The following is a 26623-nucleotide window of genomic DNA, read 5'->3' on the forward strand; positions in this document are numbered from 1 at the left end:
CAGTAACAACGTCTCATTCAGGCCCCCGACACAGGCACAATCCGATAAATTCAACAACGCACGTTTTGATTTCCGGCGGGGCGGGTAAAGGTGAGCACCGGAAAGGAACGACATGGCAGTCACGCGCAGGTCAGAGGCGCATTTCGGCGCTGTTCCTCGCTATGACGAGGGCGGGCCGGTCGATCAGGGTGTCGGCGGCGCGGTGCGGTTCGCAGCAGCGACCGCAGCGGCTGGTCTGGTGTTCCTGGTCGTGGCGGCTCTGTGGGTGAGTACGTGCACCGAGTCCACGGATGTGGACACGGCCGCATGCGGTGTTCCGCAACGCACCATCCTCGGCCTCGGCGCCCCGATGATCCTGCTCGCAGGTGCCATCTGGGCGTTCGTCTGCACGTACCGGGCGTGGCGCGCACGCGGCGAGTTCTGGAGCTGGCAGGGCGCCGGCTGGTTCCTCTTCACGGTCATGTTGGTGACGTTGGCGATGGGTTTCCCGGCGGTTGCCGGACCCGCACTCGGAGGCTGACCGCTCCGAGTATCCACGCTCTCCGACCACCCCTTCGCGGCTGTGTGCCGCACCTGTTCATGAATCCCGCCCGCGGCGGTGGCGACGACGCCGCCGCCGCGGCCGCATTCTGGCACCCATGTGCGCGGTCCGGTGCAGGGCACAAGAAAATCCCGGCGGAACACCGCCGGGATTTTCTGTGAGATTTCAGGTCAGCGTTGGAACGCTTCTTGGCGCTTCTCGGCAGCCTTGGCGCCACCGCGCGCAGCCTCGGCTTCGGCTTCTTTCTTGGCCGCCTCGCGCTGGGCTTCGGCCTTGTCCTGCTGAGCCTTGCCCTCGTTGATCAGATCGTCGCGGCCGGTGACCGTGCCGACGACTTCCTTAGCCTTGCCCTTGACGTCCTCGACGACACCCTTGACGCCTTCTTCGGGTCCGCTGTTGTTCTCAGCCATGTTGTTTCCCTTTCCTCAATGGTTACGGAGCAGATCCACGAGCTGGTCTTTCTTCTTATCCGAATACCCGGATACACCAAGCTCTTTGGCCCTCTTCCTGAGCTCGGAGACCGTCCAACCTTCGTAAGCGCCGGACTTGCCACCCTTCTTGCCCACACTCGAACGGCCCTTGGCCGCAGCAGCATTGGAGATCCGGGCCGCTTTCTCCTTGGAGTTGCCCTGCTTGCGCAGGTCTTCGTAGAGACCCTCGTCCTTGATCGATGAATTCGGCATCTCTACCTCCTAGCTGTTGATGTGGGTGACATTCAGGTTTCTTCCCCCACGAGGTCAGGGTTCCCAAGCCGCAAAAAACTGAAACAGGTGACAGTGGGTTCTCAGGTCCGCAGCAGGGGCGAGTAACGGGTGAAGTTCGACCGCAGAGACACCCGCTCGCGGTCGATCCGGGTGATGTCGGACCACGCGCACACGAAGGTACCGCGGTGCCGCCAGCACAACAGTTTCTGCAGCAGGACAGGGTGTTTCACCCCGGTTCGTTCGTAGCCGAGATAGGAGCTCCGGGTGCGCGGGCTCACCACCAGACCCATCACGCGCGGCTGGCCGGGATCGTGGTGCAGATCACCGTCTACCACCAGTCGCACATCGATCACCGTCCCGATGCCGCGACCGGACGAGTCCTCGACGGGCAGGCCCAGGAGTTCACTCGCCAGCATGCCGGCCTCCCGGAATCCGCCCGACGATGTGTTGTGGACTGCCGCACCGGTCACCAGCACGACGATCATCAGGACGTGAAAGCGGGCGGCCTCGGCGGGCTTTCGGAACTTGCCCCAGGTCCAGCCCAGGAATTGTGCCACCGTGTACCCCGACGACAACGTCGTCTCCAGCGCAGCCCCGAACGTGGCCGCCACAATACCGATGATCGCGAACGCCAGCGCCAACTGACCGCCGGCGGCCACCACCGGCATGACGACCTGCGACAGCGACGACACCTCGATACCGCTGGGCAACAACACGATTGCCGCGCACGCGGCGATCGCGATGGACAGGATGCCGCCCAGCGGGAAACCGACCATGACGTTGAGCCGGGAGGTGCTGAGGTCTTTGACGGTCCAGCGCTCCTCCACGGCGCCGGAGGAGAAGAAGAACACCTCGTAGGGCGTCATTGCCGCGCCGAACAGCGCCACGGCGAACTACCAGTAGGTGGCTTCGGATTCGGTCTCCGGAATCTGCGGAGCCATCATCTGCCGGCCCAGCTCCGACCAGTTCGGCGACAACATCACCACCGCCACCGCGAACACCATCAACGTCAACCCCAGCAGGCCGGTGATGTTCTCCATCACCGTGAACTTCACTGCCAGATCACCACCCACACCCCGAATGCCGCGACCGGAAACCACAGGGCTGGACCCACATCGGTGGCCAGTTGCAGTGCCAGCGCCACACCGCCTATCTCGGCGGTCACGGTCATCAGGCTGATGAAGAACGACGCCAGCAGATTCGCGCCCGCGGTGCGTGGGCCCAGTCGTTCCCGGATGATCTCGAAGGTGGCCCGTCCGCTGACTGCCGCCACCTTCCCCGACCTGTGCGCGAACAGGCAGATACCGAGCACACCTACGGGAACCACCCACGCGAGCGCCAAGCCGAACCGCGATCCGACGATGGCGTTGGTGACCATGTCGCCGATGTCGATAAATCCGCCGATCGCGGTCAGGATCCCCAGGGCGACGGCGAAGAGCCGCTTCATCAGCGGTAGTCGCGCGCCAACGCCTCTGCTGCGGCGGTGAGCTCACGCTGCAGGTCCTGCGGCGGAGGCTGCGCCGCCAGAGCGCGGACCGCGGCGTTGGCGGAGTTGAGTTGCGCGGCGATATCGGTCATCGCCTGGGCCAGGTATCGCTGCCGCTGCACGTCGGCGGGGTCTTCCGCGCGCAGTTCCGAGATCCCGTCGTACGCCGAGATGACGTTGTCGCGGGCGTCGCTGAGTTGCACGGCAGTCAGATGCTGCGTCGAGCGGCCTCGGGCCCACAGGTCCAGGGCCACGGCGCCGGAGCGAGCCGCGGATTCGGTTTCCTCCTGCGCCTGTGCCAGCCGGCCCGGCATCCCGTCGCGGTTACTGGGGCACGCCGTCAGGATGAAGGCGAGCATGGCGACCATCGCGGCGATCCCCACGGCAATCCGGATCGCCGGCCGAGGTCCCCCGCGGGCCATTACCGTCTTTCTTCGTCGGGATCCACATCGTCGAGCGCCTGGTGTTGTTCCTGCCAGTCGCTCGGGTCGCTTTCGAGCGGGGTGGGGGTGTCGGCGAGGCCCTCGTCGGGAACCAGGTCTGCGGTCGGTTGCTGCTGTTCGACGGCATCGTCGACCGGGACGTCGTCCGGGAAGGGCGCACCGTCGGAGAAAGCGTCGTCATACATGACGACCGGATTACCCGCCCGGCGCCCGGGAAAACAGGTTCAGCTCTTCGCGACTTTGCGGATCATGCGTGCGGTGGCACCTTCCACGATGGCCTGTGCCTTATCGTCGTCACGTGCCTTCCCGGCCCGCCTGGCGGCGGCCGCGATGGTCAGCCCGTTCTCGTAGGCGGTGACCACCCGCGGGTCCACATACGAACTGCGGGCGACCGCCGGAGTGTTGCCGAGTTCTGCGGAGACCTCCTTCATCACGGCCGAGACGATCTTCTTGTTCGCTCGCTCCGACGACGGGGGATCGGCATCGACGAAGGCCGCCGCGGCCAGCACGGTGCCGTGCCACGTCCGCAGATCCTTGACGCTGTACTCGTCGCCGACCATCTCCTTGAAGCGGGTGTTGAGGTCGTCGGCGTGGACATCCGCCCAGCCGGACGAGGTGCGACACACCAGGAGGCGGTCACTGCGTTCCTCGCGGCGCATCAAGGCCCGGACGGTGCCCACGATGGCGGGGTCGTCCACCTCCCACTGCCGTTGGACGCCGCTCTTGGCGGGATAGTCGAAGTACACCGCGTCGCGTCTGACGGTGACGTGCTCGCAGAGCAAGGTGGCCACACCGTAGGAGTTGTTGTCCTCGGCGTAGGTTTCGCCGCCGGCCCGGAAGTAGCCGCGGTCGAGCATCCGCAGAGCCAGTGCGATCACCCGGGCCCGGGTGAGGCCCCGGCTGTCGAGGTCGTGAACGAGCTGAGTGCGCCACTGCGGCAATGCCTTCGACATTTCGAGTACGCGATCGAACTTCTCCTCGCTGCGCTCTTCCTGCCACCGCTGGTGGTACAGGTATTGACGCCGGCCCGCCACATCGGTGCCGACGGCTTGGATATGGCCACTTGGGTGGGTGCTGATCCACACCTTCTTCCAGGCGGGCGGGATGACCAACTCCTTGATGCGGGCCAGCGTCTTGTCATCGGTGATGAGTTCGTCGCCGGGTCCGTAGTAGGAGAACCCCTTGCCGCGCCGGACCCGCCTGATACCAGGGCCGGTTACTACGCTGCGCCGAAGTCGCATCGCCGGGCCCCAGTCGGACGTGGTCTCACGGGCGGCTGATACCCCGGGTCAGCGTCGTTCACACCCGGCAACGGGTTGGTCACATCAACGTTTGATTTCTCGGTGGGTGCGGGTAGAGAAGCGGTCACCATGACTTCATCGAGAACTGCACCAACGGCAGCCGGCTCCCGGCCGGCCTTCGGGCGCACCGCAGTGCCCGCAGTGCGTCGCGGCTCCCGCCTCCGACACCGCAGCGGCGAAGGGCAGCGCAATGGTTAGTTGGGCTGCACGCTGGGGTAGTCTCGGTGCGATATTGCCGGGAGGCCAGTACATGTTCGATGCCGAAAGTTCCGCTGACGCGATCGCCCGCAGCCCCAAGGCTGTCGAGCTGCGCATCAACGCGCAGCTGGAGAACCTCGCTGTGGTGCGCACCGTGATCGGAGCGATCGGGACGTTCGAGGATCTGGATCTCGACGCGGTGGCCGATCTGCGGTTGGCGGTCGACGAGGCCTGCACCCGGCTGATCAAGTCAGCCGCCAAAGACGGCACGTTGGTGTTGGTCATCGACCCACGGCCCAACGAACTGGTGGTCGATGTGTCCACCACCTCGGCAGCCGAGGACATCCTGACACCGGGCAGCTTCAGCTGGCACGTACTCACCTCGCTCACCGATGACGTGAGCACGTTCCGCAACGGAGCAGATGCCGGGCTGGACCCCGTGTTCGGCATCTCGCTGACGACGAGACGAGTGAGTCCGGCACGGTGACGTCCCCAGGTTCGCAAGGGTCGGCCTCGCGCACCGGAGCTTCGCGATCGAGTTCTGAATATGCCGACGTACCGGAGATGTTCCGGAAGTTGGCGGAACTGAGCGAAGGCTCCGCGGCATTTCAGCGTCAGCGGGACCGCATCGTCGAACGGTGCCTCCCGCTGGCCGACCACATCGCCCGCCGTTTCGACGGGCGTGGGGAGCCGCGCGATGACCTGGTGCAGGTCGCGCGAGTGGGTTTGGTGAACGCCGTGATCCGGTTCGATGTCAACGCCGGGTCCGATTTCGTCTCCTTCGCCGTGCCCACGATCATGGGCGAGGTCCGGCGCCACTTCCGTGACAACAGCTGGTCGGTGAAGGTGCCGCGCCGGCTCAAGGAACTGCATCTGCGGCTGGGCAGCGCCACTGCCGAACTCTCGCAGCGGCTGGGCCGTGCACCGACGCCCACCGAGCTGGCCGCCGAACTCGGCATGGACCGTGACGAAGTGGTCGAGGGCCTGGTGGCGGGCAGCTCGTACAACACCTTGTCCATCGACAGCGGCGGCAGCGGCAACGAAGATGCCCCGGCCATCGCCGACACCCTCGGGGATGTCGACCTTTCCCTGGATCAGATCGAGAACCGCGAGGCGCTGCGGCCGCTGTTGGAATCGCTGCCCGAGCGTGAGCGCACCGTGGTGGTGCTCAGGTTCTTCGAGTCGCTGACGCAGACGCAGATCGCCGAGCGCATCGGGGTTTCGCAGATGCACGTGTCACGGCTGCTCGCCCGCGCGCTGACCCGGCTCCGGGATCAACTCGAGTAACTCGACGTCGCCGCCGATCAGCCGCTTCGCGGACGCCACGGTGGTGACGACGGGAAGGACTCCCTCGGGATCGCAGATCCGCAGGATCCGGGCCACCGCGCCGCCTGCCGCGACCGCCCACCGCGCCTTGTTGTCGGCGCACCTGGTGTTCATGGTGTGCAGCGTCGAAACCCCGGCTGTGGCAAGGAATTTGAGCCGTGTCAGATCCACCACCAACGGGGTGGGGCCGTCCAGGTGGGGCAGCACGTAGGTGACGAACGCGTCCGCGTTGGACGCGTCGATCTCGCCGTCGGCGGTGACGATCACATAACCGTCGACATGGCTGACAGCAGCACCTGCCGTCCGGCGAAGTGAGTCGGTGAATGATTGTGTGGTTGCTGCAGTGGACATCATGACCCCATCAGTTGCTGGCGCGGGTCGCGTCAAATGCTCACGTTCTCGAAGCCCTCACGGATAGGTGCTACCCACCTCGCCGGTTTGACGTCTCCGGTTTCGGCTGTGAACTCAACCTGGTGCCGACCTTACGCCTGAGCCATGGCTCCGACAACGATCTCGGCGTCTTCACCACACCCTCACAGTTTTGCTGTTTCGACATCTCAGCGGACAGGTGTGACGGGACCGCCCATGATGTTGCCGACGATTCCGCGGATGATGTTGGTGCCGTCCTCGTTGCGCAGCTCGTCGTACCACTGCGCGGTGACCTCGGGATCCTTTGCGTGAGTTACATCGCAGCGCTTACGGGCGCGCAGCACCAGGTCGCCGGCCCGTTCGGCCCGTGCCTGCTGGTAGGCGGTCAAGGCCGCGTGCACGTCGCCGGGATGGTCTTTGAACGCCCACTGCAGGGCCACCGCGTCCTCCATCGCCGAGCATCCGCCCTGGCCGATGTCGGGGGTGGTGTTGTGGGCGGCGTCGCCCAGCACCGCGACCCTGCCCTTGACCCAGGTGTGGAACGGATCGAGGTCCAGGATCTCGACGCGGTTGGTGGTCATCGGATCGAGCTTGTCGATGAGCAGCTGCACACCCGGAGCCCAGCCGGCGAAGTGGCTGCGCAGCACCTCACGGGCGCTACCCCGCTCGTACTGTGCGCCTTGCGGTTCCACCACGTCGAAGAAGAAGTAGAACCGGCCGCCGGCATTACCGTTGCCCCCGACGGGCATCACCGAAACCCGTTTGCCGTCACCGACATAGGTGGTCCACTCGGTGGCAGGGCCGATGCCGTCGTCGGTGTCCACCAGGCCGTTGAAGTTCACGTACCCGGCGTAACGACGCGACACCGGACCGCCCAGCACGTACTCGCGGGTGATCGAGCCGGCGCCGTCGGCGCCGATGATGAAGTCGGCCGAGGCGGTCGTACCGTCGGCGAACGTCGCCGACGCGGCGTCGGGACCGTCTTCGACGGAGACCATCCTCATCCCGAAGCGGATGTCGTCGAGACCGTAGGCTTCCATCAACATCAGCTGCAGTTCGGCGCGGGCGATCGGGTAGGGCCGCTGGCCCACCTCGTCGATCAGCGGCTGCATCGAAAATCGGCACATCGTCTCACCGGTGTGCCCGTCGAGGTAGCTCATCGAGTTCACGATCCCGCCGAGCGCGGCCGTCTGCTGCTCGAGCCCCAGGTAGTTGAGGCACTTGACGCCGTTGGACCACACCGAGATCGCGGCGCCGACAGGTTTGTTCTCGGTGACCCGTTCGTATACCTCGGTGTCGATTCCGATCTGGCGCAACGCGATTGCTGCGCTCATCCCGCCCATACCCGCGCCGATGACGATCGCTTTCACGTGGTCCTTCCTCAACTTCCCCGGTAGGTGGAATAGGCGTACGGCGACAGCAGCAAGGGAACGTGATACCTGCCTGCGGAGTCGGTGACCTCGAAGGAGATGGTGACCTCCGGGTAGAACCCGACGACCGCCTGGGCGGCGAAATAGCTTGCGGTGTCGAACGTGAGCCGGTAGATGCCGGTCAGTTCGGCGTCGGTGAGACTGGTGACGCGGCCGTCATCGTCGGTGAGGGCATGGGCCAGCAGCACTCCCGCCGAATCGGTCAGGGTGACGGCCACGCCGGCGCCGGGCCGGCCGGTCACGGCGTTGAGGACGTGGGTGCTCACATGAGTCATGGGCGTCATCCTGCCTGGGTCTCCGGCTCGTTGAACAGCCGCTCCAACCTCAGCCGGTTGATCTTCGCCAGTTCACTGCGCATCACCCGCCGTTCGGTGTCGGGATCGTTGTCGAGGCGTTCGGTGAGAATGTCGAGCAGTTCCTCGGCGGACCGACCGCTGGCGCACACCAGGTACACGTACCCGAACTTCTGGTCGTATTCCTGATTCTTCACTGCCAGTTCGGCTTTCACCGCGTCGGCGGCGGTGGCCACGGCAGCCTGCTCGCGCGCCGAGGAGGGGTTGTCGGGGCGCGCTCCGATGCGGGGATGGCCGTCGAGTGCGGCGTCGATCTCGGCATCGGGTAATTCGGCCAGCACCCGGTCCGCGCGGTCCAGCAGGGCGTCGACATCGCGAAACGGTGTGCCGGCGAGTACCCGGCGCGCCCAGATGGTCGAGGAACAGACACCGAACAGCAGATGCATCCGCTGCCGCTCGGTCATGGCATTGAAGGCGTCGAGACTCGGCATCTACTGGAGTTCGTTCAACCGGCTGAACCGGGCGGCCGCAATGGGATTGGCATCGGCCACCAGGTCCTGGAACCGGTAATTGGCGATCTTCTCGACCTCGATGAGGGCGAAAGCCCGCTCGGCGGCAGGTGAGTTGTCCATCCGCGACCACCCGTTCTTGAGCACCCGATCGAAGTGCTCGGTCTCCCGCGCGCAGATGATCAACGGGAACCCGAAGTGTTCGCGGTACGCCGACGCCAGTTGCACCACGTCGTTGTGATCGTCGTCGTCGAGGTTGGACAACGCCACGTGGTCGACGGTGAGGGACTGCCCGGTCTCGTCCTCGGCGCCCAGATCGTGAAACGCGTTCAGCAGTTCGGTCTGCTGCTCGGGTGAGCCGGTCAGCACCGCGTCCTGGAACGCCTCGCGCAGCGCCTTGGTGTCGGCGAACGGCCGCTGCTCGAAGGCCCGCTCGACCGCCCACGGAACACCTTGGACCACATGCCCGAACACCTCGGTGAAGCGTTCTCTGGTCATGGCGTTGACCTCGTCGAGGGTGATGGAGCCGCCGCCGGCCACCCGTGCACCGTGGCCACCGGTGTGGAAGAACACGATGTTGAGCAGGATCGCGCTCACCGCGCCGATGCTGATACCGCTGCCGAAGATCAGGTCGAGACCGGGCGGCATGCCCTGGGCGATATCGGGATACGACGTCACCCACAACGCCAACGCCAGGCTGGTGGTGACGATGATCAGGTTGCGGTGGTCGGTGAAGTCCACCTTGCCCAGCGTCTGGATACCCACCACGGCCACGGTGGCGAACAACGTCAGCGCCGCACCACCCAGCACCGGGTTCGGGATGGACGCCACCACGGCCGCGACCTTCGGCAAGAAGCCCAGCAGGATCATGAACACACCGGCGGCGGCCACCACCCAGCGGCTCTTGACCCCGGTCAGGCGCACCAGCCCGACGTTCTCCGAGAACGCGGTGTAGGGGAAAGAGTTGAAGACGCCGCCGATCGCGGTGGCCAGACCGTCGGCGCGCAGCACGTTGCCGATATCGGAGGCCTTGACACGCTTGCCGACGATCTCGCCGGTGGCGATGGTGGAACCGGTGGACTCCACCGCGGTGATCATCAGCACGATGATCATCGTCAGGCACGCCACGAAGTCGAATTTGGGCATGCCGAACAGGAACGGCGGGGTGAAGCCCACCGCCGAGGCTTCACCTACCCGGTCGAAGTTCATGTCGCCCAACGCATATGCCACCGCACAGCCGATGACCAGCCCCAGCAGGACCGCGATGGTGGCCAGGAAGCCACGGAACAGCCGCTGGATCGCGACGATGATCGCGATGGTGCCCAGCGCGTAGAGGAACCACCGGATGTTCGCGGGATCGGGCTCGTGGGTGTGCGGGTTGGTCACCGCGTCCATGGCGCCCACCGGCACCAGGCACAGGCCGATGATGGTGATCAGCGTTCCGGTGACCACCGGTGGGAAGAATTTCAGCAGCTTGATGAACACCGGCGCGATCAGGAAGGTGAAGATGCCCGCGACGATCACCGCGCCGTAGACGTAGACCATGCTCGCCGAGCCGCCGCCGTTGGCCAGGCCGATGGCGATGATGGGAGAGACCCCGGCGAAAGTGACGCCTTGCAGCAGCGGCAGGCGGACACCGATCTTCCAGAACCCGACGGCCTGGATGATCGAGGCGATACCGCAGGTGAACAGGTCAGCGGTGATCAGCATGACCAGCTCTTCCTGGGACAACCCCACCGCGCCGGCGATGATGATGGGCACCAGGACCGCGCCGGCATAGAACGCCACCACATGCTGGAAGCCGTAGGTGGCCAGCTTCGGGATCGGCAGCATGTCGTCGACAGGGTGCACACGCTTACCGGTGGTGGGCATCGGCGGGAGTGGAGCCGGGGCTGACATCGTCCAAGAATCGGACAGGTTGACAATGTTCGCATGTCGAGAACGCAGCGCGTGGCCGGGGTGTTGCTTGCCGCCGGCGCCGGAAGTCGCTTCGGGAGACCGAAAGTGCTTGCGGCAGAAGGGCTGTGGCTGAAGAACGCGGTGGCGGCGCTCGCCGACGGTGGATGTGACGATGTGGTGGTGGTGCTGGGGGCCGCGGTGGTCGACGTGCCCGCGCCGGCACGGAGTGTGATCGCCGCGGACTGGGCCGACGGGATGAGCGTTTCGCTGCGGGCCGGGCTGGACGCCGCAGCCGACGCCGACCGCGTGGTGCTCCAGCTGGTGGACACCCCGGACGTCGGTGCCGATGTGGTGCGACGGGTGCTGGCCTCGGGTGCCGAACTGGCCCGGGCGGTGTACCACGGGCGGCCGGGGCATCCGGTGGTGATTCCCGCCCCGCTCGTGCCGGAGTTGCGGGCCGGCTTGTCCGGGGACCAGGGTGCGCGAGCGTTCCTGGCCCACCGCGCCGATGTCGTCGCGGTCGAATGCGGTGACCTGGCGACCGGCGTGGACATCGATGTGCCGGTGGATGGATAGCGGGGCCGGAGGGCGACAGTGCAGGCGTGTGGCGCCGACTCAGAGCAGTCCGAGCGCCTTCACCGCATCGCGTTCCTCGCGCAGCTCGGCCACCGAGGCGTCGATGCGGGCGCGAGAGAAGGCGTTGATGTCCAGGCCCTCGACGATCTGCCACCGCCCGTCCACCGCGCGGCAGGGGAACGAGCACACCAGACCCTCGTCCACGCCGTAGACCCCGGGCGACGGCAAGGCCACCGATGTCCAGTCATCGGCGGGGGTGCCGTGCACCCAGTCGTCGAGGTGGTCGATGGCGCCGTTGGCCGCCGACGCCGCCGAACTGGCGCCGCGCGCCTCGATGATCGCGGTGCCGCGGCGGGCCACCGTCGGAATGAAATCGTCTGTCAGCCAGTGGGTGTCAGCCGCGTAGTCAGCCCCGGAGCGGCCACCGACCTTCGCGTGGAACAGATCCGGGTACTGCGTGGGGGAGTGGTTGCCCCAGATCGTCATCTGCGAGATCTCGGTGACAGGCACGCCGGCATGGCGCGAGATGGCCGCGACGGCGCGGTTGTGGTCCAAGCGGGTCAACGCGGTGAACCGCTCGGCGGGGATGTCCGGGGCGTGGGCGGCGGCCACCAGAGCGTTGGTGTTGGCGGGATTGCCGACCACCAACACCCGCACATCATCGCCCGCGCCGTTGTTCAACGCCTTCCCGGCGGTGGCGAAGATCTCGGCGTTGGCCGACAGCAGATCGGCGCGCTCCATGCCTTTGGTGCGGGGCCGGGAGCCGATCAGCAAGGCCACGTCCACCCCGTCGAACGCCCGCACCGGGTCGTCATGGATCTCGGTGCCCGCCAACAGTGGGAAGGCACCGTCGTCGAGTTCCATCACCACGCCCTCGGCGGCACGCACCGCGCTGGGCAGTTCGACCAGACGCAGGATCACCGGGGTGTCGCGGCCGAGCATCGCGCCGGCGGCGATCCGGAATAAGGCCGCATAGCCGATACTGCCTGCGGCGCCGGTGACGGCGACTACCTGAGGGCGGGTCATCGTTGACTCCTGTCGGCTGGGCTCCGCCCGCAAGTCTGGCAGGCCGGCCCGCTGCGCGGTGGCGGTCGAGATCGAGCTCACAGCAGTGGGCAACACACTCGGAACCTGGCTTTACCTGCCGTGGACGGAGGCGAAACACCACGGCAACAGTTTGGATCCAGTCTTGGATCCAAAGCAGATGACAGCGATACCAACCCCTGTCCCGCACGAAACCGGAGACCTCATGATTCGGCATTTCGACCTGTCCGACCTGGTTGGCGCCGCCCGCGACGGTGACCACCCAGGCGTTCTGCGCGAGTTCGACACCGTGTGCCGCGAAGCCGGTGCCTTCGCGCTGACCGGACTGCCGATCTCTGAGTCGGTGCTCGCCGACGTCTACCAGCGCACTCTGGAGTTCTTCCACCTGCCGCAGGAGGATAAGGAAGCCTTGCGGGATCCCGGCGGCAATCCCTACATCGGCTGGGACGGGCCGGCAGGAGACGGTGAGCACGACTCCGCGAAACGCAAGCAGATGTTCCACATCGGCCCCCGCATCTCGGCGAGCCTGCCCACGCCCGGTCCAGACGGTGCCTTCGGTCACGCCGACCCTGCCTCGGCCCAGGGACTCTGGCCGCAGCGGCTGCCGGAGTTCACCACCGCATGGCACGCCTACTACCGCCAGATGCAGGACTCGGCGCAGCTGCTCGGCGAAGTGATGGCCACCATTCTTGGTGTGCCCCTGGCAGATTGGCGGGCGCTCACGGCGGGCAACTTCGCCGACCTGGCCGCCAACTACTATCCCGCCGCCCGCGACGGGGACACCGGTGCGCGTAACGCCGTACACAGCGATGACACCCTGTTCACCATCCTGTATCAGGATGACGGTGGGGGTGGCGGTCTGCGCATGCAGTGCCGTGACGGCCGCTGGCTCGACGTTCCACCGGTGGCTGACACCTACCTGGTCAACATCGGCGCACTGATGCAGTTCCTCACCGGCGATCGGTGGTGGGCGGTACCCCACGAGGTCACCGCATCACCACTGGACCACCCCTCGTCCCGCACCGCGCGAGTGTCGATCCCGTTCTTCTTCCGCCCCAACGACGATCGCGCCCTCGTCCCGTTCTCCACCGACACGCCCCCCACCGACAGCGCCGAATCGGTCCGGATGAGCGAGTGGCTACTCGGTCGTCGTGCCGCCGCGGCCAGGTGACCCCCTACATCCCAGGAGACCTCATGAACCATTTCCCGGCACGACCCCTCGACCGCCGCACCGTGATGCGCGGGCTGTTCGGCGCGGCCACCCTGGCCGTGGCCGGGCCCGTGCTGGCCGCATGCTCGTCGGCCGCGGAGCCATCGGAGGTGCCTGGACTCACCACGGTCACCGCACAACTCGGCTGGAAGAAACTGACCCAGTTCGGCGGGCACTTCGCGGCCTTGAAGAACAAGTACTTCGAGGAAGAAGGCATCAACGCCGTATTCCTGTCCGGCGGGCCCAACATCGACCCGGTCAAGGTGGTGACCACCGGACAGGCTGATATCGGAGACGCCAACGGATCCGACATCATCATCGCCAGCAGCCAGGGCATCCCCGTGCAGGCGTTCGCGACGATCTACCAGGAAACGCCGAACGCGCTGATGTCGCTGAAGTCCAACCCGGTGACCACCCTGGCGCAGATGAGCGGCAAGACCGTCGGCCTGCCCACCGGGGAGCAGGCGCTACTGACGGCGATGCTGACCAAGGCCGGAGTCGACCCCGCCAGCGTCACCATGGTCCCGGTAGGGACCGACCCGTCCATCCTGAGCTCCAAGCAGGTGGACGGCTACATCGGATACGGCACCCAGCAGGGACTCTCACTGCAACAGCAGGGCGTCGACGTCGACATCATCTACTTCGCCGAACTCGGCAACCCCGACTACGGCAACGCGCTGTTCGCCACCAGCGACACCGTGTCCGGCAAGGCCGATCTGCTGGCCAAGTGGCTGCGCGCGGACAGGCGGGGATGGGAGTACTTCGTCGCCAACCCGGAGGAGATCGCGCAGTACACCTGGGACCAGTACCACCAGGAGACGGGTGCGGTGCTGGCCGACGAAAAGCTCTCCGCCGCAGCGGCGGTGCCGCTGATCACCTCGGGAGCCGCCCAGCAGAACGGGTTGATGTGGATCGAGCCGGCGACGTTCACCACGATCGCGCAGCTGTACTCCGACGCCGGCGATCTCGCAGCACCCGTCGATACCGATGCCGTCATGACACAGTCGATTCTGTCGGCGGCCGCCGAGGACACCTGATGGCGTGCCATGACGTCGTGGCGGTACTCGGACCCGACGGACGGTCGGCGTCCGGGCCGACGGCCATCACCGTCACCGGCGAACGGATCGCCGCCATGGCCGCGCTCGAGTCGACCGGATCGACTCTGGTGGCGATGTCACCCCTGGTGAACAGCCATGATCACGGCCGCGGCTACGGTCTGTCTGTCGCCGGGATCGCGGACGGACCCCTGGAGAGCTGGATCCCCCGGCTGGCCGACGACAGCCGCGGCCAGACGAATCTGGTGGGCAACGCAGCGCGACAGCTGCTCGGCCACGGAGTGGGCGCAGCGGTGTTCTGTGTCAACCCCGGCACTCCCGACATCGGCGTTGAACTCGAAGAGGCTTACCACGCAGCGGTTTCCGCTGGGATCAGAGCAGCGGTGGTGGTGCCCTACGCCGATACCGGCGGCCGGATGCGAGGCCGCGACGACCGCGGTGACACCGCCGACCTGACCGCCCGGCTGCAGCTGTTCGCCCGGCTGCCCGCCCGTCTCCCCGCCGTCGACTGGCAGCTCGGACCAGTGGGTCCGCAATGGGTCACCGAACGGGCAACGAGCGCGCTCAACGAGTTCGCGCTCGAGCACGGTGTGCGGCTGCACATGCACCTGCTGGAATCGCCCGCGCAGCGGGTCTGGGCCGACGAGGTGTACCCCGAAGGTCTCGTCCACCGGCTCGATCAGTTGGGCGTTCTCGGCCCGCACATCTGGTTCGCACACGGCACTCAGCTGCGTCCCGACGAGATCGCCCTGCTCACCGAACGTGGCTGCGGACTGGCGGTCAACGCGAGCTCCAACCTGCGACTGTGCTCCGGTGTACCGCCGGTGGCGGAGCTGCTGCACAGCGGCATGAAACCCGGAATGGGGCTGGACGGGCTGACCCTCAACGACGACGGCGACCCGTGGACCGAACTGCGGCTGCTGCGTGGACTGGTGCAGGCACACATGCATGAGAGTGCCTGTGCCGCTGACATTCTCGCCATGGGTTTCCAGTCCGGCGCGGTGGGGCCACAGCGACCCGTGGCGATCGCCGAAGGTGCGGTGGCCGACCTGCTGATCGCCGACATCGGCCCGCGGGCGCGGCTGATCGGCCGCCCGGGGTGGTCGGTTGCCGACGCCGTGTTGGCCGCTCCGCTGAGCGTCGCCGCCTTGTGGGTCGACGGCCGCGCCGTGCACTCCGCCGGCGCGCATGCCCCGGTTCCACTGACCATCGGAGAACTGTGATGACCGATTTGACGGTCGACCCCAGCGCGCAGCGCACGTCGCTGGGGCTCGACATCACCAATGTCTCCTACGAGTACCGCAGCGGGCGCACCCGCACACCGGCAGTACGTGAGGTGTCTCTGAACCTGGAACCCGGACGGGTCGGAGTGCTGCTCGGGCCGTCGGGCTGTGGCAAGTCGACGCTGCTGCGGATGGCGGCGGGACTCGTCGATCCCACCGACGGGAAGATCTCGTACACCGGAACCTCGGCGCACCAGCTGCGGGCGGCCCGGCGGATCGGCTTCGCCTTCCAGGACCCGTCGCTGCTGTCATGGCGGTCGGTCCGCAAGAACATCGAGTTGCCGTTCGACCTGGCCGGCCTACCGAAAGACAGCGCCTGGGTCGACCACCTGCTGGCCATCACCTCGCTGACCGAGTGGGCCGGGCACCGCCCGCGCCAGCTGTCGGGCGGTATGCGGCAACGGGTTTCGGTCGCCCGCGCGCTGGCCACAAAGCCGTCGGCGCTGCTCCTCGACGAACCCTTCGGCGCACTCGACGAGATCACCCGTAGCCAGCTCAACCTCGAACTCCTGGCCATCCTCGACGACACCGGCACCACCTGCCTCATGGTCACCCACTCGGTGGAGGAGGCGGTGCTGCTGGGTGACCGGGTGGTGGTGCTCTCACCACGGCCCTGCACGCCGCGGGCCGTCCACGATGTCGACGTCGCCCGTTCCGACCGCCGGGCGTTCCGGGACACCGCACAGTTCGCCGCGCTGTGTGCCGAGATCCGCGCCAGCCTGGAGGTGTCATGACCGCCGCCGCCGTGACGACGCCGACGATGACCCGTCCGGTGATAACCCCCCGCGCACCGGTCCCACGGCTGGCACGCGAAGCACTGTGGCTCGCCGGTGGCACAACGGTCTTGCTGGCGGCCTGGTGGGCGGTCGCCGCCGCCGGGGCGCTCGGTCCCAGTTTCATCGGCCCGGACGTGGCCGTCGGCACGCTCGTCGATCAGTGGGGAATCATCTGGTACAACGCAGAGCCCACGCTGGCCGCCGCCGTGACCGGTGCAGTGCTGCTGCTGGCGATCACCGCGGCCGGCCTGGTCGTGGTGGGCATGGCGCCGTGGTTGTCCCCGTGGCTGGTCAGCGTCAGCGTCGTCGTGGGCAGCCTGCCGCTGATCAGTGCCACCCCGGTGTTGTCGATCCTGATCCCGCGCGGAAGCTCACTGATCACCGTCGTCACCGTGCTGAGCGGGCTGGTTCCCGTCGCCGCCATGCTGGGCGCCGCCGCCCACGCCACTCAGATCGGGCGTTCCGACCTCGGAGACCTGTACTCGGCCAGCTCCATTCGATGGTGGCGTCACGTCGGCCTCGGCCGGACCGTCCCGATCGTCGACATCGGGCTGCGCGCCATGCTGCCGGCCTGCTTCGTCGGCGCCATCGTGGCCGAATGGTCCGGCGCCGCAGGCGAACGCGGCCTCGGCGGCCTGATGGCCAATGCCCTGTACAGCTATCAGGCCCCGCTGTTGTGGGCGGCGATGGTCCTCGCCGCGGCCGTCGCTGTCGCCCTGCTCGCCACCGTCGCCCTGATCATGCTGCCGATCCGGAAGGCCCTCACATGACCCGCGCCAATACCCGGGTGGTCGGGGGAGTGCTGCTCACCGTAGCGGCATTGATCGCCGGCTGGCAGCTGGCTATCTGGACCCACGACATCCCCGCCTACAGCCTGCCCACGCCGGTGGCGACCCTGACCCACATCGGCGCCAACTCAGGCACCCTCGCCGGCAGCGCCGCAGCCACCCTCACCGCGGCCGCGGTCGGCATCGCCGTGGCAGGCGCGCTGGCCTTGCTGCTCGCACTGGCGGTGGTGCGCTGGCCCGTCCTGCACCGGCCGGTGACGGGGTACGCCCTGGTACTGCGCACGATTCCGATCGTCGGCGTGGCGCCCCTGATCACCCTGGTGGTCGGCCGCGGGTTGTGGACGTCGGTGCTGTGCGTGGTGATTGTCGCGACCTTCACGCTCTTCGTGTCGGCGGCGGCGAGTGTCCACGCCGCGCCTGCCGCCCTCGACGATCTGGCGGAGCTGTACCGGGCCGGGTTCCTCCGCCGGGCCCGCACCATGTACCTGCCGTCCGCGTGGGCCGGGCTGCTGGTGGGCCTGCGGATCACGGTGCCGCTGTCGGTGATGGCGGTCATCCTGTCGGAATGGCTGTCCGGCCGTCCCGGGCTGGGCAGCCTGATGGCCCTGTCGCAGGCCAATCGTGAAACACCGATGTTGTGGGCGGCCACCGTCGTCGCCGCCGGGCTGGGCCTGCTGTCCTACGCGCTGCCGGATCTGATCACCCACTTCGCCGAACGCCGCGGTTACACCACCGCGGTGGGCATCCAGGAGGCACACCGATGACCACACCCGTATACGACCTGGTGGTGCGCGGCGGCACCATCGTCACCCCGCACCGGCTGATCCGCGCCGACCTCGCCGTCAACGACGGCACCGTGTGTGCCATCGGGACCGGATTCGGCAAGGGCCGCAAGGAGGTCGATGCCGCCGAGCGGTATGTGATGCCCGGTGTCGTCGATGCTCATGTGCACTTCCGGGAGCCCGGGATGGCCTACAAGGAGGACTTCGGCACTGGCAGCAGGGCCGCCGCAGTCGGCGGTGTCACCACGGTCTTCGACATGCCCAACACGGTACCGCCGGTGGCGACCCTGGACATTTTCGCCCACAAACAGGAGTCGGTGGCCGACAAGGCCTTTGTCGACTACGGCCTCTACGGGATGCTCGGCCAGGACAACGCCGACGAGATCCCCAAGCTCGCCGGAGCAGGCGCCGTCGGCCTCAAACTCTTCATGGGCCAGACCACCGGCGACAATCCGTGTCCCGACGACGGCGCCATCTACCGCGGCCTGCTCGCGGCCAGAGAATCCGGTCTGGTGGTCGGGGTGCACGCCGAGAACAACCCGCTACTGCAACAACTCGCCAAAGAGCTTCGCGCACAGGGCCGAACCGACGTGCGGGCGCACCTGGAGAGCAGACCACCGCTGGTCGAGGTGGAAGCCGTCACGCGGATCGTGACCCTGGCCGGCGCCACCGGGACCACCCTGCACATCCACCACCTGTCCACCCGGGAGGGCCTGCAGCGGGTCCGGATGCTGCGCGGCCTCGGACACCGGGTGACCGTCGAGGCGCTCGTCGGGCACCTGCTCCTCGACGACTCCTCCTACGATGAGTTCGGCAACCTGGTCAAACTGAACCCGCCGGTACGGCCCGCCGAGCACGGCGAGGCACTATGGGACGGCATCGGCAGCGGTGACGTCGACATCATCGCCACCGACCACGCTCCGCACTCCGCCGAGGAACAGGCCGAGCCGGACGTGTGGTGCGCCCACGGCGGGTGGATCGGCGTCGAGACCAGTGTCCCGCTGATGCTGACCCAGGTTGCCAAGGGCCGCTTGAGTATTCACGACTTCGTGCGGCTGTGTTCGGCCAATCCGGCCCGGATCTGGGGCATCGATGACCGCAAAGGGCACCTCGACGTGGGCGCCGACGCCGACTTCATCCTCGTCGACCCCACCGCGGTGGGCACTATCAGGGGAACCCACCTGCACTCCAAACACCCCGTGACGCCCTATGAGGGTTGGTCGACCACCGGCGCTGTCGAAGCGACCTACCTGCGCGGTGAACTCATCGCCGAGCGCGGCGAGGTGGTGGGTGCACCCCGCGGTCGGCAGGTCGCACCCCGCGACACCACCGCCAGCACCTGGGGAGTGGCACTGTGACCGGCACGCTGAGCCAACCGCTGACCGCAGCGGTCGGGGAGTTCCTCGTCGCCGAACTGAGCGCACCTCCGGCCGCCGAGTCGCCGCGGCGGGAAGTATCGGTGGCGGCCATCGGCACCACCGCCGACAAACCGCTGCGCTCACCGCAGCTGCGGCGCGCTCTCGACGAAGTGCAGCTGCCGGTAGCCCGGACCATGGCGTTTGCCGGTGCCGACGAGTTGCTGGCCGACGACGGCTGGGACATCGGGATCGTGCTGAGTCCCCACAAACTCGTCACCGCCGAACTCGTCACCCACCTGTCGCCGTCGGCGCAGCGCACCGGGGTGGTGGACACCGTACTGACCCGAGACGGGTACACCTACGGAGTGAACACCAACACCTGGGCGGTGCTGGCGGTACTGCGGAGGCTGATCGGCACCACCGCCCCGCGGCAGGTTCTTGTGCTGGGCTCCGGCGGCTCCACCCGGTCGGTGCTGCTGGCGATCGAACGGGCCTGGCCCGAGGTCGCAGCGGTGGTCAGCGCTCGTGACGCCGCCAAGGCAGCCCCGCTGGTCGAACGGTTCGGTGTCCGGGTCGCTCCGCCCGGCGAGATCGGCAGTGTCGAGGCCGATGTCGTGATCAACACCACCACGTGGGGAGAGACCCCTGAATCAGAGCAGACACCGTTCGCCTTCGATATCGACGCCGTATTGCGGCCGGGCAGCGCGTATTTCGACCTCAACAATCGGCGCTCCACCCTGGTCGAACGAGCATTGGACGCGGGCGCAGTGGCCATGTCGGGCATCTACATGCAGCAGGTCACCCACCGCTGCCGGGCGGCCGGCCTACGCCGATGGACGGATATCCGATGAGCGACGAAAAAGTTTCCACGGCAACACTTTCGGCACGTGAGCGCACCTACACCTATCTGCGTCAGGCCATTGTCTCGGGTGAGCTGCCCAGCGGGCGACGGCTGGTCGAGGAGCAGATCGCCAGCGATCTCGGCGTCAGCCGCACCCCGGTGCGCGAGGCGCTACAACGGCTGGCCACCGAGGGCCTGATCGTGCGGCTGCGGCGCGGGCACCTGGAGGTGGTCAGTATCAGTCCCCGGGAACGGGAAGAGCTGCACCTGCTGCGCGTGGCGGTCGACCAGGTGGTGGCCACACTGCTCACCCAGAAGGTCACCGAGGTCGCCTGGCCCGAACTGTACGCGCTGCTGCAGCCGTTGGAGAGCGCCTACCGCGAACACGGCATCCACTCACCGGTGTACGCAATCGCGCACCTGGACCTGCACGCCGCCATCAACACGGCCGCATTCTCCGGCGCGGCGCGCACGCTGGCGGTGGGGACCTACATGTACCCCAGTGACGACTACGTACAGCAGGAAGGATACGAGCCGGTGGCCCAACATCGGGAACTGCTCGACGCGCTCGCCAGCGGAGACCAGGAGATTGCCCTCGCGGAGATGCGAGCACACGCCCGCCGCGGGCATCGAGAACAGGTGATGAACGAGCACCTGGCCGCCATCCGGTCGGAGCGGCCATGACGGCCCAGGTGCACTTCTTCGTCAACGGTCAGGCGATGACGGGCGGCTCGCTCAACGGCCCGCTGCACCGTAGCGGCGTCGCCCTCGGCCCCGCCAGCACCGCGCCGCGGTACCGCTTCTTCGCCTGCCGCGATCAGTTCCCCGCCCTGGTGCCCGCCGACACCGGCTGGGCGGTGCCCGGCGAGCTCTACCGTGTCAGTTACGCGGTACTACGGGACGAGGTGCTGCCTCTCGAACCAGCCGAGCTGGAGTTGTCGGTGATCGAACTTGCTGACGGGGGCGGCGCGCTGAGCATGGTGCTGCGCGCCGGGGTTTCGACGTCAGATCCCTGGATGACCGAGATCGAAGCGGGCAGCGGCTGGCGCGATTACCTGCTCAGCACCCGGTGAGTGCACTGGTGGCCGGCGAGCACGGCTGCGTGTCCACCCCGCATCGATTGTCCAGTGAGGCGGCACTGGAGGTTTTGAAGGCGGGCGGCAATGCAGTCGACGCTGCCGTGGTGGCCGCGACGGTGGCGGCGGTGGTGCAGCCGTTCTCCAGTGGCGTGGGCGGAGGTGGTTGGGCCACAGTGCATTCCGGCGCAACCGGCCACACCGAGGTGCTGGAGTTCCACGGCCGGGTGCCGCGGAACACCGGGCCTGAGATGTTCACTGCGGACGCAGAAGGACTGATCGACGGGCCGGCCCTGGAAGCCTCAGGGGCTGGGCTGCTGGGCAGTCTGGTGCCCGGCGCGCCCGCGGGTTGGGAGCAGCTGCTGGCCACCGCGGGAACCTGGTCGCTGGCGGCCGCGCTGCAGCCGGCCATCGGGTACGCCGAATTCGGGTTCGCTGTCTCCGAGCTGTTGCACGACACCATCGCCGGCGCCTGCCCCAAGCTGCGGGCGTGGCCGTCGAGTGCCGCGGTGTTCCTGCGCGACGGCGATCCGCTGCCCGCGGGCGCGACGCTGCGCCAGCCCGATCTGGCGGCCACGTTGCGCACGCTGGCCGACGGCGGGGCACAAGCCGCCTACACCGGGGAACTGGCGCAGCGGATCACCGGCTTCTACCAGTCGCACGGCGGGACACTGTCGATGTCGGATCTGGCCGACTACCGGCCGCGGTGGGCGGCACCCGGCGTCGGCACGTTCCGCGGCCACCGGGTGGTCGGTGCACCCGCCCCGCTGGGCGACCTCACCTTCGTGCAGGGCCTCCATTTGCTGGACCGGCTGCCCCGAGCGGCGTCACCGATCGACCCCGACTACGTGCATGCCAGCCTCGAGACCGCGAAGTTGATGCGCCGCGACCGCACCCGCTATCTTGGCGAATCAGAGTCGCCGGCCACCGCATTCGACTGGCTGGTGGAGCCAGACCACATCGCCGGCATGCTTGCTGAGGTCGGTCCGTACGCCAACACCACCCTGGTCGACACCGCGGGGCCGTCACACACCATCACCCTGGTGACCGTCGACGGTGCCGGCAACGCGGTACACCTGATGCAGACCGTCGGCGCGCCCTTCGGGGCCGGCGCGGTGGTGGCCGACACCGGCGTCGTCGCCAACAGCTCGCTGTACTTCGCGCACGTGGACCCGGCCCGGCCCAACTCAGTTGCCGGAGGCCGCCGACTCGAGCAAAATCCATGTACGGCAATGGTTTTCGATGAGGACGGAGCGATCCGGGTGATCGTCGGCTCACCCGGTGGCAAGACGCGGGTGGAAACCGTGCGCCAGATGCTGGCCAACGTCGTCGACTTCGGTATGGACATCCAGCGTGCGGTGGACCACCCGCGCTTCCTCAGCCATCCCGACGGCCGCACGGCGCTGCTGGAACCGGCCTTCGCGTCGTGGGCTCCTCACCTGGCCGCCGAGCTGACCGCGCGCGGGCACGCCGTCGAATTCTGTGCCGACGGTTTCGGTACGGGGCAGGGGGTGGCCCGGGATCCCGGCACCGGCCTGCTCACCGGGGGCGCGGATCACCGGATGGAGTCTGTGGCCCTCGCCTTCTAGGGCAGGCCCAGGGCACCTTGGGCGAAACGGCGCACCGCCTCCTCGGCGGTGCGGGCCGCGTCATCGTGGCCGTCTCTGACCCGGGAGTGGACAGTGCCGTCGGTGGGGTTCAGGGCGGTCTCGGCGAGCATCTCGCCGGTGGTCGGCTCAGAAACCGCCCAGGTGTAACGGACGTCGTCGAGCCAGTCGCGGGTGCACCGATCGACGTAGGCGGGGTCGGCTTCGCCCAGATCGGCCAGCGCGGGCCGGTCATCGACACGCTCATCGGCTCGCAGCGCACGCAGGTACCAACTGCCCGCGTTGATTTCGACGGGTTCCATATCGGGTCAGGCGGCGTCGGCCGACTGCCGCCTGTTCGGGCTTCTCACGGAGTCCATCTTGGCGGTACTCGCCCTTTCGGTGGTGGTAGCCCGGCCCGGTCGCGTGTCGGTGGTGGCATCTTTGCGCCGGCCTGGCTGCTCTGCGGTGTCGGCGGCGCCGTCGGAAACACTGGCCGTGGTGTGCGGTCGGCCGGAGCGCTCACGCGGCGACGCCTCGTCGGGATCCGCGAGCTCACCACGCTTTACGGCCTTGCTCCGGGAGGTCTTGCCAGGCTGGGTCTGCACGCTGTCACCTGTGCCGGCGGGTTGCGCTGCGGCGTCGGGACCCGGGGCCTCGACGGCGGTGGCGTGCGGCGCGAGCGGGGCCACCGGGGTGGTGGGAGGGGAGCCCGGGGCCGGTGAACCGGTGATGCTCGCGACCGCGTCGTTGACGCCGGCAACCACCGAATGTGCAAGATCTGCAACCAGTTTCGCGAGATCGATCCTCGGGAACAGTCCTGCCGGAACCGGCTCGCCGACTGGGACGTCGCGGCGGTAGCCGAGGTCGACGAGCACTTTCAGTGCCGGTTCGACCAGTTTGAGAACCGGTTCGACGAAGGGTCGCAGCACAGGAACATCGTCGATCATCCGATAGAGCGGCATCAGAATCGGCAGGTGCGGCGCCGCGATGGTGACGTAGCTGATGCCGCGGGTCTGGTCGTAGTAGGTCATGTTGGGGTCGTCGAGCGCGTTGTCCGGGTCGGATTCCGGACCGACATAGTTGACGTGCAGCTCCTGAAAACCCATCACGGCATTGATCAGCGTCAGCGGCATCAGGGGATAGGCCGGGAAATCCGACACCGGGTCGTATTCGTAGCCGATGTCGGTGAGCTCGTACCGGGTGTCGGGGTTGGGGCCGGCGAAAACCACGTCGCCGATCGCCAAGCCCGGGAACCGGGCGTAAATGCCCCCGTTCGGGCGGTGCGGACTTCCGAACACGTAGAACTCGACCTGCTCGGGTGACAACGCCTCCGTCGCGTCCAGCTGCTTCATCTCCTCGATCACCACCACGGCGCCCGAGGAGTAACCGACGATCACCATCCGGTCGACGTCGTCGCCATCCTCGATGTCGCGGTAGAGCGTCACCGCGGTGTGGAGCCGGTTCAGGCCGTCGGCCTGCGACACCGCATACCCGGGGTCGAAGTCGAAAGAATCCGACAGCCACGGCACCTTCACCGTGTCGTAGCCGGGGAACGCGAAATTCGGGCCCTTGTGGTCGAAGTGCCCGTTGAGTTTCGCCTCGATTCCCGCGCCGTCGGGGTCGTTGTTGCCAGGAACCATCAGGACCGTCTTGGCCGACAACCACGCAGCTATCCCCGGCGACGGCCAGAACGCCCCGCCCACCACGATCATGGTCACGAAAACAGTGGTCACTACCGGCCGTGTGATACCGCGAATGCGCACGTTGACTCCCCGAAGTCAGCCTCGCTGAATTCGGGCAACGTTAACCGAGCTGTTTGCCAAATGTGGCGATACAGGAGAATTTCCTGAAGTCAGCGGTCCTCACCAGGTGGATCGGACCGCTGACTCGGCGCGCGGACGGAAGAGGTCAGTCCTTCAGTTCAGCGAGGACGGTGCCCTGGGTGACGGCCGCACCGGCCTCCACCGACAGGCCCGTGACCGTGCCGTCCTTGTGCGCGGTGACGGGGTTCTCCATCTTCATGGCTTCCAGCACCACGATCAGATCACCGGCGGAGACCTGCTGGCCCTCTTCGACGGCCACCTTGACCACGGTGCCCTGCATCGGGGCGGTCACCGCATCACCAGAGGCTGCCGCGCCGCCGCCACCGCCACGCTTGCGCGGCTTCGGCTTCTTGCGGATGACGCCGCTGCCACCGGCCGGGGCGCCGCCACCGAGGGCGAGATCCCCGGGCAGTGACACCTCGACCCGACGGCCGCCCACCTCGACGATGACGGTCTGACGGGGTGTCGCTTCCTCTTCGTCGACGGCTCCGCCGCCGGTGAAGGGTTCGATGGTGTTGTCCCATTCGGTCTCGATCCAGCGGGTGTGGACCGTGAAACCGTTCTCGTCGCCGATGAAGGCGGGGTCGGAGACCACGGCGCGGTGGAACGGGATGACGGTGGCCAGGCCTTCGACGGTGAATTCGGCCAGGGCGCGGCGGGAGCGTTCCAGGGCCTCTTCGCGGGTGGCGCCGGAGACGATCAGTTTGGCCAACATGGAGTCGAACTGGCCGCCGATCACGGAGCCGGTTTCCACGCCGGAGTCCAGGCGCACACCGGGGCCGGTGGGCGGGACGAAGTTGGTCACCGGGCCCGGGGCGGGCAGGAAGCCGCGGCCCGCGTCTTCGCCGTTGATCCGGAATTCGAAGGAGTGCCCGCGCGGGGTGGGGTCTTCGGTGATGTCGAGGGCTTCGCCGTTGGCGATGCGGAACTGCTGGCGCACCAGGTCGATACCGGCGGTTTCCTCGGTGACCGGGTGTTCGACCTGCAGGCGGGTGTTGACCTCCAGGAAGGAGATCAGGCCGTCCTGGCCGACCAGGTATTCCACGGTGCCGGCGCCGTAGTAACCGGCTTCCTTGCAGATGCGTTTGGCGGACTCGTGGATCTCTTTGCGCTGCGCCTCGGTGAGGAAGGGCGCGGGGGCTTCTTCGACCAGTTTCTGGAAGCGGCGCTGCAGCGAGCAGTCGCGGGTGCCTGCCACCACCACGTTGCCGTGGGTGTCCGCGATGACCTGTGCCTCGACGTGGCGGGGCTTGTCCAGGTAGCGCTCGACGAAGCACTCACCGCGCCCGAAGGCGGCCACCGCCTCACGGGTGGCGGACTCGAACAGTTCGGGGATCTCTTCGAGGGTGCGGGCGACCTTCATGCCGCGGCCGCCGCCGCCGAACGCGGCCTTGATCGCGACGGGCACGCCGTACTCCTTGGCGAAGGCGACCACCTCGTCGGCGTCCTTGACCGGGTCAGGGGTGCCGGGCACCAGGGGGGCTTTGGCGCGGGCGGCGATGTGGCGGGCGGTGACCTTGTCGCCGAGGTCACGAATGGATTGAGGGCTGGGGCCGATCCAGATCAAGCCGGCGTCCAGGACGGCCTGGGCGAAGTCGGCGTTCTCGGAGAGGAAGCCGTAGCCGGGGTGGATGGCGTTGGCGCCGGACTTGGCAGCGGCGTCGAGGATCTTGTCGAACACCAGGTACGACTCGGCCGAGGTCTGGCCGCCGAGGGCGAAGGCCTCATCGGCCAGGCGCACGTGGGGGGCGTCGGCGTCGGGTTCGGCGTAGACGGCCACGCTGGCCAGGCCGGCATCTTTGGCCGCACGGATCACCCGGACCGCGATCTCGCCGCGATTGGCGACGAGAACCTTGGAGATGCTCGAGCTGGCGTGACTAGGCACTGCGCCTCCTACTGAGTTAAGTCTGTTGGCCGAGGGCG

29 protein-coding genes and 1 pseudogene are annotated in these 26623 nt (G+C 67.5%); 15 read left to right on the forward strand and 15 right to left on the reverse strand.

What is annotated here, in order from left to right:
• Nucleotides 1-112: 112 nt before the first annotated feature.
• Entirely contained in the window at nucleotides 113-520 is a 408-nt protein-coding gene (locus NL241_RS09985) for a hypothetical protein (RefSeq protein ID WP_494397435.1), read from the forward strand.
• A 191-nt stretch (nucleotides 521-711) separates the two neighbouring features.
• Here the strand turns inward: NL241_RS09985 and mbp1 are convergent, their stop codons facing one another.
• From mbp1 to NL241_RS10015, 6 genes and pseudogenes are all read right to left on the reverse strand, one after another.
• A complete protein-coding gene (mbp1, locus tag NL241_RS09990; RefSeq protein WP_487691376.1) occupies nucleotides 712-951 on the reverse strand; it encodes a microaggregate-binding protein 1 in 240 nt (79 codons plus the stop codon).
• A gap of 15 nt (nucleotides 952-966) precedes the next feature.
• Entirely contained in the window at nucleotides 967-1224 is a 258-nt protein-coding gene (locus NL241_RS09995; RefSeq protein ID WP_487691378.1) for a DUF7218 family protein, read from the reverse strand.
• 473 nt (nucleotides 1225-1697) lie between these two features.
• Nucleotides 1698-2692: pseudogene (locus tag NL241_RS10000) on the reverse strand (NRAMP family divalent metal transporter); the annotation flags it as partial.
• On the reverse strand, nucleotides 2692-3153 hold the full coding sequence (locus NL241_RS10005) for a hypothetical protein (RefSeq protein WP_487691380.1): 462 nt from the start codon (nucleotides 3151-3153) through the stop codon (nucleotides 2692-2694). The pseudogene NL241_RS10000 and the gene NL241_RS10005, both read right to left, overlap by 1 nt.
• Nucleotides 3153-3359 carry a hypothetical protein gene (locus tag NL241_RS10010; protein WP_487691382.1) on the reverse strand — a complete coding sequence of 69 codons (207 nt, stop codon included), beginning with the start codon at nucleotides 3357-3359 and terminating at the stop codon, nucleotides 3153-3155. The genes NL241_RS10005 and NL241_RS10010 overlap by 1 nt, the downstream gene beginning before the upstream one ends.
• 39 nt (nucleotides 3360-3398) lie before the next feature.
• Nucleotides 3399-4415 (reverse strand): DNA topoisomerase IB, encoded by a 1017-nt coding sequence (locus tag NL241_RS10015; RefSeq protein WP_487691384.1) that lies wholly within the window; start codon nucleotides 4413-4415, stop codon nucleotides 3399-3401.
• A gap of 310 nt (nucleotides 4416-4725) precedes the next feature.
• On the opposite strand from NL241_RS10015, the gene NL241_RS10020 reads away from it, so the two are divergent.
• Entirely contained in the window at nucleotides 4726-5160 is a 435-nt protein-coding gene (locus NL241_RS10020; protein ID WP_487691386.1) for an ATP-binding protein, read from the forward strand.
• A gap of 77 nt (nucleotides 5161-5237) precedes the next feature.
• Nucleotides 5238-5960: an RNA polymerase sigma factor SigF gene (locus NL241_RS10025; protein ID WP_487691388.1), complete on the forward strand. Its 723-nt coding sequence runs from the start codon at nucleotides 5238-5240 to the stop codon at nucleotides 5958-5960.
• On the opposite strand, the gene NL241_RS10030 is transcribed toward NL241_RS10025, so the two are convergent.
• The 5 genes from NL241_RS10030 to NL241_RS10050 form a co-directional block, all read right to left on the reverse strand.
• Nucleotides 5910-6350 carry an STAS domain-containing protein gene (locus NL241_RS10030; protein ID WP_494397436.1) on the reverse strand — a complete coding sequence of 147 codons (441 nt, stop codon included), beginning with the start codon at nucleotides 6348-6350 and terminating at the stop codon, nucleotides 5910-5912. The two genes, NL241_RS10025 and NL241_RS10030, sit on opposite strands and share 51 nt — an antisense overlap.
• 206 nt (nucleotides 6351-6556) lie before the next feature.
• The gene (hpxO, locus tag NL241_RS10035; protein ID WP_494397437.1) at nucleotides 6557-7738 is read right to left on the reverse strand and encodes an FAD-dependent urate hydroxylase HpxO; all 1182 of its coding nucleotides are present in this window, start codon (nucleotides 7736-7738) and stop codon (nucleotides 6557-6559) included.
• An 11-nt stretch (nucleotides 7739-7749) separates the two neighbouring features.
• Entirely contained in the window at nucleotides 7750-8073 is a 324-nt protein-coding gene (gene uraH / locus NL241_RS10040) for a hydroxyisourate hydrolase (RefSeq protein ID WP_487691394.1), read from the reverse strand.
• Nucleotides 8074-8078: 5 nt separating this feature from the next.
• The gene (uraD, locus tag NL241_RS10045) at nucleotides 8079-8582 is read right to left on the reverse strand and encodes a 2-oxo-4-hydroxy-4-carboxy-5-ureidoimidazoline decarboxylase (protein ID WP_487691395.1); all 504 of its coding nucleotides are present in this window, start codon (nucleotides 8580-8582) and stop codon (nucleotides 8079-8081) included.
• The gene (locus NL241_RS10050; RefSeq protein WP_494397438.1) at nucleotides 8583-10499 is read right to left on the reverse strand and encodes a PbuX/PucJ/PucK family nucleobase permease; all 1917 of its coding nucleotides are present in this window, start codon (nucleotides 10497-10499) and stop codon (nucleotides 8583-8585) included.
• A 33-nt stretch (nucleotides 10500-10532) separates the two neighbouring features.
• Here NL241_RS10050 and NL241_RS10055 point away from each other — a divergent pair, with 33 nt between their 5' ends.
• Nucleotides 10533-11075 (forward strand): nucleotidyltransferase family protein, encoded by a 543-nt coding sequence (locus NL241_RS10055; protein ID WP_494397439.1) that lies wholly within the window; start codon nucleotides 10533-10535, stop codon nucleotides 11073-11075.
• Nucleotides 11076-11114: 39 nt separating this feature from the next.
• Here the strand turns inward: NL241_RS10055 and NL241_RS10060 are convergent, their stop codons facing one another.
• Entirely contained in the window at nucleotides 11115-12101 is a 987-nt protein-coding gene (locus tag NL241_RS10060) for a malate dehydrogenase (protein WP_494397440.1), read from the reverse strand.
• A gap of 223 nt (nucleotides 12102-12324) precedes the next feature.
• Between NL241_RS10060 and NL241_RS10065 the strand changes: the two genes are divergently transcribed.
• The 11 genes from NL241_RS10065 to NL241_RS10115 are packed head-to-tail and all read left to right on the forward strand — an operon-like array spanning nucleotide 12325 to nucleotide 22877.
• The gene (locus NL241_RS10065) at nucleotides 12325-13290 is read left to right on the forward strand and encodes a 2OG-Fe(II) oxygenase family protein (RefSeq protein WP_487691403.1); all 966 of its coding nucleotides are present in this window, start codon (nucleotides 12325-12327) and stop codon (nucleotides 13288-13290) included.
• Between the two features lie 23 nt (nucleotides 13291-13313).
• The gene (locus NL241_RS10070) at nucleotides 13314-14366 is read left to right on the forward strand and encodes an ABC transporter substrate-binding protein (protein ID WP_494397441.1); all 1053 of its coding nucleotides are present in this window, start codon (nucleotides 13314-13316) and stop codon (nucleotides 14364-14366) included.
• Complete coding sequence (locus tag NL241_RS10075; RefSeq protein WP_494397442.1) at nucleotides 14366-15607, forward strand: amidohydrolase family protein; 1242 nt, start codon at nucleotides 14366-14368, stop codon at nucleotides 15605-15607. The genes NL241_RS10070 and NL241_RS10075 overlap by 1 nt, the downstream gene beginning before the upstream one ends.
• The gene (locus NL241_RS10080; protein ID WP_487691406.1) at nucleotides 15607-16401 is read left to right on the forward strand and encodes an ABC transporter ATP-binding protein; all 795 of its coding nucleotides are present in this window, start codon (nucleotides 15607-15609) and stop codon (nucleotides 16399-16401) included. Before NL241_RS10075 ends, NL241_RS10080 begins: the two co-directional genes overlap by 1 nt.
• The gene (locus NL241_RS10085) at nucleotides 16398-17213 is read left to right on the forward strand and encodes an ABC transporter permease family protein (protein ID WP_494397443.1); all 816 of its coding nucleotides are present in this window, start codon (nucleotides 16398-16400) and stop codon (nucleotides 17211-17213) included. The genes NL241_RS10080 and NL241_RS10085 overlap by 4 nt, the downstream gene beginning before the upstream one ends.
• The gene (locus NL241_RS10090) at nucleotides 17210-17995 is read left to right on the forward strand and encodes an ABC transporter permease (RefSeq protein WP_494397444.1); all 786 of its coding nucleotides are present in this window, start codon (nucleotides 17210-17212) and stop codon (nucleotides 17993-17995) included. The genes NL241_RS10085 and NL241_RS10090 overlap by 4 nt, the downstream gene beginning before the upstream one ends.
• Nucleotides 17992-19371: an allantoinase AllB gene (gene allB / locus NL241_RS10095; protein WP_487691410.1), complete on the forward strand. Its 1380-nt coding sequence runs from the start codon at nucleotides 17992-17994 to the stop codon at nucleotides 19369-19371. The genes NL241_RS10090 and allB overlap by 4 nt, the downstream gene beginning before the upstream one ends.
• Nucleotides 19368-20222 (forward strand): shikimate dehydrogenase family protein, encoded by an 855-nt coding sequence (locus NL241_RS10100; RefSeq protein ID WP_494397445.1) that lies wholly within the window; start codon nucleotides 19368-19370, stop codon nucleotides 20220-20222. Before allB ends, NL241_RS10100 begins: the two co-directional genes overlap by 4 nt.
• A complete protein-coding gene (locus NL241_RS10105; RefSeq protein ID WP_494397446.1) occupies nucleotides 20219-20896 on the forward strand; it encodes a GntR family transcriptional regulator in 678 nt (225 codons plus the stop codon). Before NL241_RS10100 ends, NL241_RS10105 begins: the two co-directional genes overlap by 4 nt.
• Nucleotides 20893-21285, forward strand: coding sequence for an allophanate hydrolase-related protein (locus tag NL241_RS10110; RefSeq protein ID WP_494397447.1), 393 nt, complete (start codon nucleotides 20893-20895; stop codon nucleotides 21283-21285). Before NL241_RS10105 ends, NL241_RS10110 begins: the two co-directional genes overlap by 4 nt.
• Nucleotides 21282-22877: a gamma-glutamyltransferase family protein gene (locus NL241_RS10115; protein WP_494397448.1), complete on the forward strand. Its 1596-nt coding sequence runs from the start codon at nucleotides 21282-21284 to the stop codon at nucleotides 22875-22877. The genes NL241_RS10110 and NL241_RS10115 overlap by 4 nt, the downstream gene beginning before the upstream one ends.
• Here NL241_RS10115 and NL241_RS10120 read toward each other — a convergent pair.
• The 3 genes from NL241_RS10120 to NL241_RS10130 all read right to left on the reverse strand — a co-directional run bounded on the left by NL241_RS10120 (nucleotide 22874) and on the right by NL241_RS10130 (nucleotide 26585).
• Nucleotides 22874-23197: a hypothetical protein gene (locus NL241_RS10120; protein WP_487691420.1), complete on the reverse strand. Its 324-nt coding sequence runs from the start codon at nucleotides 23195-23197 to the stop codon at nucleotides 22874-22876. The two genes, NL241_RS10115 and NL241_RS10120, sit on opposite strands and share 4 nt — an antisense overlap.
• Before the next feature lie 6 nt (nucleotides 23198-23203).
• On the reverse strand, nucleotides 23204-24610 hold the full coding sequence (locus NL241_RS10125) for a PE-PPE domain-containing protein (RefSeq protein ID WP_494397449.1): 1407 nt from the start codon (nucleotides 24608-24610) through the stop codon (nucleotides 23204-23206).
• A gap of 175 nt (nucleotides 24611-24785) precedes the next feature.
• Nucleotides 24786-26585 carry an acetyl/propionyl/methylcrotonyl-CoA carboxylase subunit alpha gene (locus NL241_RS10130; protein ID WP_487691424.1) on the reverse strand — a complete coding sequence of 600 codons (1800 nt, stop codon included), beginning with the start codon at nucleotides 26583-26585 and terminating at the stop codon, nucleotides 24786-24788.
• Nucleotides 26586-26623 lie beyond the last annotated feature (38 nt).

This window comes from Mycolicibacterium sp. SMGY-1XX (assembly GCF_059132455.1).

Bases quoted from the DNA above. Each gene is read 5' to 3' on its own strand.
- NL241_RS10030 (WP_494397436.1), bottom strand. From the start codon at position 6,350: ATGTCCACTGCAGCAACCACACAATCATTCACCGACTCACTTCGCCGG.
- NL241_RS10050 (WP_494397438.1), bottom strand. From the start codon at position 10,499: ATGTCAGCCCCGGCTCCACTCCCGCCGATGCCCACCACCGGTAAGCGT.
- NL241_RS10010 (WP_487691382.1), bottom strand. From the start codon at position 3,359: ATGTATGACGACGCTTTCTCCGACGGTGCGCCCTTCCCGGACGACGTC.
- NL241_RS10060 (WP_494397440.1), bottom strand. From the start codon at position 12,101: ATGACCCGCCCTCAGGTAGTCGCCGTCACCGGCGCCGCAGGCAGTATC.
- NL241_RS10075 (WP_494397442.1), top strand. From the start codon at position 14,366: ATGGCGTGCCATGACGTCGTGGCGGTACTCGGACCCGACGGACGGTCG.
- NL241_RS10105 (WP_494397446.1), top strand. From the start codon at position 20,219: ATGAGCGACGAAAAAGTTTCCACGGCAACACTTTCGGCACGTGAGCGC.
- NL241_RS10005 (WP_487691380.1), bottom strand. From the start codon at position 3,153: ATGGCCCGCGGGGGACCTCGGCCGGCGATCCGGATTGCCGTGGGGATC.
- NL241_RS10065 (WP_487691403.1), top strand. From the start codon at position 12,325: ATGATTCGGCATTTCGACCTGTCCGACCTGGTTGGCGCCGCCCGCGAC.
- NL241_RS10055 (WP_494397439.1), top strand. From the start codon at position 10,533: ATGTCGAGAACGCAGCGCGTGGCCGGGGTGTTGCTTGCCGCCGGCGCC.
- NL241_RS10090 (WP_494397444.1), top strand. From the start codon at position 17,210: ATGACCCGCGCCAATACCCGGGTGGTCGGGGGAGTGCTGCTCACCGTA.
- NL241_RS10025 (WP_487691388.1), top strand. From the start codon at position 5,238: ATGTTCCGGAAGTTGGCGGAACTGAGCGAAGGCTCCGCGGCATTTCAG.
- NL241_RS10080 (WP_487691406.1), top strand. From the start codon at position 15,607: ATGACCGATTTGACGGTCGACCCCAGCGCGCAGCGCACGTCGCTGGGG.
- allB (WP_487691410.1), top strand. From the start codon at position 17,992: ATGACCACACCCGTATACGACCTGGTGGTGCGCGGCGGCACCATCGTC.
- NL241_RS10015 (WP_487691384.1), bottom strand. From the start codon at position 4,415: ATGCGACTTCGGCGCAGCGTAGTAACCGGCCCTGGTATCAGGCGGGTC.
- NL241_RS09985 (WP_494397435.1), top strand. From the start codon at position 113: ATGGCAGTCACGCGCAGGTCAGAGGCGCATTTCGGCGCTGTTCCTCGC.
- NL241_RS10070 (WP_494397441.1), top strand. From the start codon at position 13,314: ATGAACCATTTCCCGGCACGACCCCTCGACCGCCGCACCGTGATGCGC.
- NL241_RS10120 (WP_487691420.1), bottom strand. From the start codon at position 23,197: ATGGAACCCGTCGAAATCAACGCGGGCAGTTGGTACCTGCGTGCGCTG.
- NL241_RS10085 (WP_494397443.1), top strand. From the start codon at position 16,398: ATGACCGCCGCCGCCGTGACGACGCCGACGATGACCCGTCCGGTGATA.
- NL241_RS09995 (WP_487691378.1), bottom strand. From the start codon at position 1,224: ATGCCGAATTCATCGATCAAGGACGAGGGTCTCTACGAAGACCTGCGC.
- uraH (WP_487691394.1), bottom strand. From the start codon at position 8,073: ATGACTCATGTGAGCACCCACGTCCTCAACGCCGTGACCGGCCGGCCC.
- uraD (WP_487691395.1), bottom strand. From the start codon at position 8,582: ATGCCGAGTCTCGACGCCTTCAATGCCATGACCGAGCGGCAGCGGATG.
- NL241_RS10020 (WP_487691386.1), top strand. From the start codon at position 4,726: ATGTTCGATGCCGAAAGTTCCGCTGACGCGATCGCCCGCAGCCCCAAG.
- mbp1 (WP_487691376.1), bottom strand. From the start codon at position 951: ATGGCTGAGAACAACAGCGGACCCGAAGAAGGCGTCAAGGGTGTCGTC.
- NL241_RS10110 (WP_494397447.1), top strand. From the start codon at position 20,893: ATGACGGCCCAGGTGCACTTCTTCGTCAACGGTCAGGCGATGACGGGC.